Source organism: Parafrankia sp. BMG5.11, assembly GCF_004337455.1.
This window is the reverse complement of record NZ_SJXI01000138.1, coordinates 1-5,477: the sequence shown is the minus strand read 5'-3', so window position 1 is coordinate 5,477 and position 5,477 is coordinate 1. Positions and strand designations below refer to the sequence as shown.

The following is a 5,477-nucleotide window of genomic DNA, read 5'->3' as shown; positions in this document are numbered from 1 at the left end:
CTACGCTTCACGGCATTGGGTCCAGCACCCGCCCAAGCAGCGGCCAGAGTGGCAGTAGCCGCACAAAGATCACTGTCGCTGCGGTACCAACGGAATAAAAATTAACTCCGGGCGTTTCCGGCTGAATATTTGAAACGTTCGGTCGAATTTCTCCCGGTGGATTTGATCGCTTCCGGAGGCGGGGAGATAGTGCTGGAGCTCGCGGCTGATAAACGGGAACGGCCGATGAACGTGGGGGGCTCAGCGTAGCCGGCGTGCGCGTAGTACCAGGTCGTCGACGTGGTGTGCGCCGGCTCCGCTGTCGGGTGCGACGCGTGGCCGCTGCTCGTTGAGCTCCACCTCCCAGTCGTCGTCGAGCAGTGCGGCGACCATCGCGGGCCAGACGTAGTCGGCCGGGTCGAATCCGCTGTCGTGCACCGGATGGGTGTCCATTCCCGCGTGGTGCACGAGCAGGAGCAGGCCGCCGGGGGCGACGGCGGCGAGCAGTGCTCGTTCGGCCACGGCGTCAGGGGTGCGTAGCAGGGCCGGGTACTGCGCGGAGACCAGGTCGAAGGACGCCGGCGGGAGAGCGGCCTCGGTCAGTTCGGCGTGGACCCATCGGACGGCGACGCCGGCGTCCCGCGCGTGCCCGCCCGCCCGCTCCAGTGCCAGGCCGGAGACCTCGAGCGCGGTCACGTCCCAGCCGCCGCGCGCGAGCCAGACTGCGTCCGCGCCCTCGCCGCAGCCGACGTCGAGCACCCGCCCGGGCGTGAGCGCGGCGACCTCGGCCACGAGCGCGCCATTGGGCTGGCCGCTCCACAGCTGCTCTCGTTCGGAGTACCGCTTGTCCCACTCCGCCTGCACTGCCGGGTCTCCGACGTATCCGTCGAGAGCAGAGCGGGTGTCGGACGCGGGTGAGCCTGTCGCGAGGTCGTCGATCATTGGGCCACTCTTGCCCAGGACGTGGCCAGCCACCAAATTTGTTTGCTGATTTGGCAAACAGATACTCGGGTCTGGCGCTGGCTGTCAGGTCCTTGACCCCACGGACGTCCAGGTGACGCCGCTGTGCTCGACCCATCCGGTCGGGTCGGCGAGGACGGCATCGACCTCGCCGCTGAACAGGCCCGAGGCCGACCAACCGCTGTCCCCGAGCACCGTGAGGATCTTGCCGGGTGCGGAGAAGCGGCGGAAGGCCCCCGTCGACACCGGTCCGTGGGTGAGCGCCGGCGCCCCTCTCCGCAGGGCCGCCGGCGCTATTCGCCGGCCGCGGGGCCGGCGCCGAGGGTGCGCCAGAGGAACTCGTAGATCAGGGCTGATTTGTGGGCAAGCTGCTCGTTGTCGGCGGCGCCGCTGTGACCGCCTTCGATGTTCTCGTAGTAGCGGACGTCGTAGCCGAGTTCGCGCAGCCGCGCGACCATCTTGCGGGCGTGCCCGGGGTGGACGCGGTCGTCGCGGGTTGACGTGGTGATGAACGTCGGCGGGTAGCGACGGCCGGGCCGGACATTCTGGTACGGCGAGTATTCCTTGATGAACGCCCAGTCGGCTGGATCGTCGGGGTCGCCGTACTCGGCCATCCACGAGGCTCCGGCCAGCAGCTGGTGGTAGCGGCGCATGTCAAGCAGCGGCACCGAGCAGACGACGGCTCCGAACAGCTCCGGGTAGCGGGTGAGCATGACGCCCATGAGCAGCCCGCCGTTGGAACCGCCCTCGATGCCGAGCTGGGCCGGCGTCGTGATCCCCCGGCCGACGAGGTCGCCGGCCACGGCGGCGAAATCCTCGTAGGCACGCAGCCGGTTCTCGCGGATGGCTGACTGATGCCAGTCCGGGCCGTATTCGCCGCCACCGCGGATGTTGGCGACGACATAGGTGCCGCCGCGCGCCAGCCAGGCCCGGCCGACAGTACCGCTGTAGCTGGGGGTGAGCGAGACCTCGAAGCCGCCGTACCCGTAGAGCAGCGTCGGCCCGGGTTTTCCGGTACCGACGACGAAATAGGGGACGCGGGTACCGTCGTCGGACACGGCGAAATACTGGCTGACGGTGCGGCCATCGGTCGGGAAGAACGCCGGGGCCTGCTTGAGGATCTCGGGTTCCACGCCGATCTCGCCGCGGTACAAGGTCGCTGGCTGGGTGTAGCCGCTGGCACCGAGGTAGTACTCGTCGTCGACGTCGGGGTTGGTGTCGCTGATGTAGGCGGAGCCGGTGTCCGGAAGGTCGGCCAGCGGCGCCCTCGTCCAGCCCGAGGCTGTCGGCGTGAGCACGGTGAACTGGCTTTTCACGTCCCGCAAAGTGGCGACGATGAGATGATTGCGAGTCCACGCGTGGTACGCGAGCGAGGTGTTCTTGTCCGGCTCGAAGAGGAGCTCGAGCTCTCGTCGTCCGGCGAGAAATGCTTCGAAGTTGGCGGCGAGCAGGGCGCCCGCCGGATAGACCTTCTCGTCGACAACCCACTCCGACCGGGTGGTGATGAGCAGCCACTCCCGGTGAACCGAGGTGTGCGCGTCGTCCGGGACGTCGATGCGGACCAGCCCCGTCGGGATACGCAGGAACGTCTCGGTGCGGTAGAAGTCGATGCTTCGGTCGACGAAGTCGCGCACGAAACCCTCGGTCGGGTCGTGGTAGGCGTCGACCGAGACGTCATCCACCTCGCCCTCGAAGACTGTGACGGCATCGTCGAGCGGAGTGCCGCGCCGCCATTCCCGGATCACGCGGGGGTAGCCGGAAGTGGTCAACGATCCTTCGCTGAAATCGGTACCGACATAGATCCGGTCCTCATCGATCCAACCGACCGAGCTTTTGGCTTCGGGCAGGAAGAAGCCATCCTCCACGAAGGACTTGGTGACCAGGTCGAACTCACGGATGACGGAGGCGTCCGCGCCGCCACGGGACAGCTCGACCAGAGCCAGCCGGTATTCGGGTCGCAGCACCCGTGCGCCGTGCCACACCCAGTTCTCGCCCTCGCGGGCGGCGAGCGCGTCGACGTCGAGCACGACCTCCCAGTCCGGGGCGGCATCGCGATACGACGCCAGCGAGGTGCGTCGCCACAGGCCACGCGGATGACCCGCGTCGCGCCAGAAGTTGTAGAGGTACTCGCCCCTGGTGACCGGGTAGGGAATCTGGTCATCCGAGTCGAGCACCTCGCGGATCTCCGCGCGCAGCCCGGCGAACTCGGCGGACTGGGTGAGCTCTGCGAACGTCTCGGCGTTGTGTTCCCTCACCCAGGCGAGGGCGGCCTCCCCGGCGACGTCCTCGAGCCAGCAGTGCGGATCATCGTCGGCCATCCCTCAAGTCTGCCTGATCACGGGGCACAGTTCGGTGGGCCCGACGGCACTCCACACCGCGGGGCGCCAGGTGCCGCAACCGCAGCGCGGTCAGCGCAGGTCTGATCGTCACGGTGCGTCTACCACGACGGAGCGGCCCGATCTGGTTGAACGGGTCTTGAGCGGCCCCACTCATCGCCGCACGGAATCGGGAGGCGGCGCCGCCTCGAAGTCCGGCTCGCGGGGGCTCCCCCGCTCCATGACGGTGCGCTCGGGAATCCGGAAGCCGAACCGCTCGTACAGCGTGTGGGCGTCCTTGGTGTGCAGCAGCCATTCGAACTCGACCCCGGGACCGTCCTCGATCATGGTCGTGACCAGGGCCTTCCCTAGCCCGTGGCCACGGGCGCTACCGGTCACCACCACGTCGGCGAGGTAGGCGAACGAGACGCCGTCGGAGATCGCCCTGGCGAAGCCGACCTGCCGACCGGTGGCCACCTCGTAAGCACCGACGACCCGCCAGGCACTGTCCAGCTGCGCCTCGACATGCGAGCGCTCGCGCCACAGGTCCCAGTAGACCTCGGTCGACAGGGCGGCCCACACCGCGTCGCGGTCGATCCGCTCGGGGTCGTCGTCGATCTCGAATCCGGCCGGCACATCCATGACCGCGAGACTGCCAGTTCCCGGGCCGAGAGCGCACCTCATTTCCGGCGAGACCGTATTCCGCGAGGCCGTCGTCCCGCTGCCAGCCGAGCTCGACTGGCGTGGTCGGCGTCTCCGACCCGACCGACGCTCGGGCGCTGAACAGCCAGCAGGCCGCGGTGAAGCGGACCTCGGCGCCGTGCACGTACCCGCCGAACGCGGTGCGTACGGTGTCGACGAAATGAAAACAGCGGCTCCATCCAAATAGATGAAACCGCTGGTAGCTACGGGTGCGCCGCGACTTGAACCCCGAACCCGCGGATTAAGAGAAGCGGGCGCTTCGTCCACGGACGTCCACCGACGTCTACCTGGTCGGTACAACCTGGGCTTCAGCGCCGGTCCGTGCCCGCCGGTGTCCACTGACGTCCGTCTGCTCGGGTACAGCGGTGGGTACACCGGTGCCCGGCCGACGTGAGCCGAGACCTGATGCCAGGCTCCTTGGCTGCGGGGTCGTTCGAGATCTCCTGCGGCGTCCGCGTCCATCCGCCAAGTCCACAAAGAGTTCCACCAGTGGATCTAGTGGGTCGACTGCCGCCCACGGCCGTATCCTGTGCTCTGTGGGCGCCTTGCGAGACGAGTTGCACCGGCTGATCGACCGGCTGCCCGAGTCCCAGGTGGCACCGGTCCTGGCTCTCCTCCGAGAGCGCACCCCAACCGTGGACGGAAGCGACGAGTGGCCGTTGCCGGAGTTCGTCGGCACCCTGTCCAGCGGCAAAGGCGACCTCGCAGCCCGTTCCAGTCAGCTGTCGTCCGCCTCGAGGAGGTTGCCGTGACGCCAGACGTAGATCGTCACCGGAGGGTGACGATGAGCGAACTGCGTCGTCGTCGCGCGGACGTCTACGCGATCGCGCGACGCTACGGTGTGAGCAACATCCGTGTCTTCGGCTCCGTCGCCCGCGCCGAAGCAGACGACGCGAGCGACGTCGACCTCCTTGTCGATCTCGCTCCAGGACGAGGTCTGTTCGATCTGGGTGGCTTCATCAGCGACACCGAGGCGACGCTCAATGTCCACGTCGACGTCACGACAGTCGCTGGGCTACGACCCCGGCTCCGTCCGCGGGTCCTGGCCGAGGCCGTCGCACTGTGAGGTCCGACGATGAGCGCCTCCGCGATATCGTCGAACATGCGGAACTGATCAGCGCGCACCTCCCCGCCTCACGCGAGGAACTCGACAAGGACGTTGTTCTGTCCGCTGCTCTGATCAGATGGGTAGGAATAATCGGGGAAGCCGCAGCGCGGCTGTCGGACTCCTTCCGCACACACCACCCCGAGGTGCCCTGGGCTGCGATCGCCGGCATGCGCAACCATCTCGTACACGGCTACTTCTCGGTAGACACGGACCTGTTGTGGACCGCGGTCACCGTCGAGATCCCCGGGCTTGCTGTCACCGTAGAATCCTGGCTGGGCGACTGACTCGAGCAGCTCTTCCGGCGGCGCTTCCCTCGCAGCCTTCCTCGGATCTGGCCCGCCGGCCCAGCACTGACCCCGCGCAAGGGACAACCGTGATGGGGTACGAAAAATGGCTCTTCCCAGTTCGCCGGA

6 protein-coding genes and 1 pseudogene are annotated in these 5,477 nt (G+C 67.7%); 2 read left to right on the top strand and 5 right to left on the bottom strand.

Annotated elements, in window-relative coordinates; genetic code table 11:
* Positions 1–240: 240 nt before the first annotated feature.
* The 5 genes and pseudogenes from E0504_RS47240 to E0504_RS54790 form a co-directional block, all read right to left on the bottom strand.
* Positions 241–921: a bifunctional 2-polyprenyl-6-hydroxyphenol methylase/3-demethylubiquinol 3-O-methyltransferase UbiG gene (locus E0504_RS47240; protein ID WP_131627764.1), complete on the bottom strand. Its 681-nt coding sequence runs from the start codon at positions 919–921 to the stop codon at positions 241–243.
* 84 nt (positions 922–1,005) lie between these two features.
* A complete protein-coding gene (locus E0504_RS47235; RefSeq protein ID WP_071061112.1) occupies positions 1,006–1,185 on the bottom strand; it encodes a hypothetical protein in 180 nt (59 codons plus the stop codon).
* 47 nt (positions 1,186–1,232) lie between these two features.
* Positions 1,233–3,257: a prolyl oligopeptidase family protein gene (locus E0504_RS47230; RefSeq protein WP_131627762.1), complete on the bottom strand. Its 2,025-nt coding sequence runs from the start codon at positions 3,255–3,257 to the stop codon at positions 1,233–1,235.
* 171 nt (positions 3,258–3,428) lie between these two features.
* A complete protein-coding gene (locus E0504_RS47225) occupies positions 3,429–3,896 on the bottom strand; it encodes a GNAT family N-acetyltransferase (RefSeq protein WP_112105948.1) in 468 nt (155 codons plus the stop codon).
* Positions 3,897–4,023: 127 nt separating this feature from the next.
* Positions 4,024–4,113, bottom strand: a pseudogene (locus E0504_RS54790) (SAM-dependent methyltransferase); the annotation flags it as partial.
* A 627-nt stretch (positions 4,114–4,740) separates the two neighbouring features.
* Between E0504_RS54790 and E0504_RS47210 the strand changes: the two are divergent.
* Both E0504_RS47210 and E0504_RS47205 read left to right on the top strand, forming a co-directional pair.
* Positions 4,741–5,022 carry a nucleotidyltransferase family protein gene (locus E0504_RS47210; RefSeq protein ID WP_112105947.1) on the top strand — a complete coding sequence of 94 codons (282 nt, stop codon included), beginning with the start codon at positions 4,741–4,743 and terminating at the stop codon, positions 5,020–5,022.
* Positions 5,019–5,348 carry a DUF86 domain-containing protein gene (locus E0504_RS47205; RefSeq protein ID WP_112105946.1) on the top strand — a complete coding sequence of 110 codons (330 nt, stop codon included), beginning with the start codon at positions 5,019–5,021 and terminating at the stop codon, positions 5,346–5,348. Before E0504_RS47210 ends, E0504_RS47205 begins: the two co-directional genes overlap by 4 nt.
* Positions 5,349–5,477: the final 129 nt, after the last annotated feature.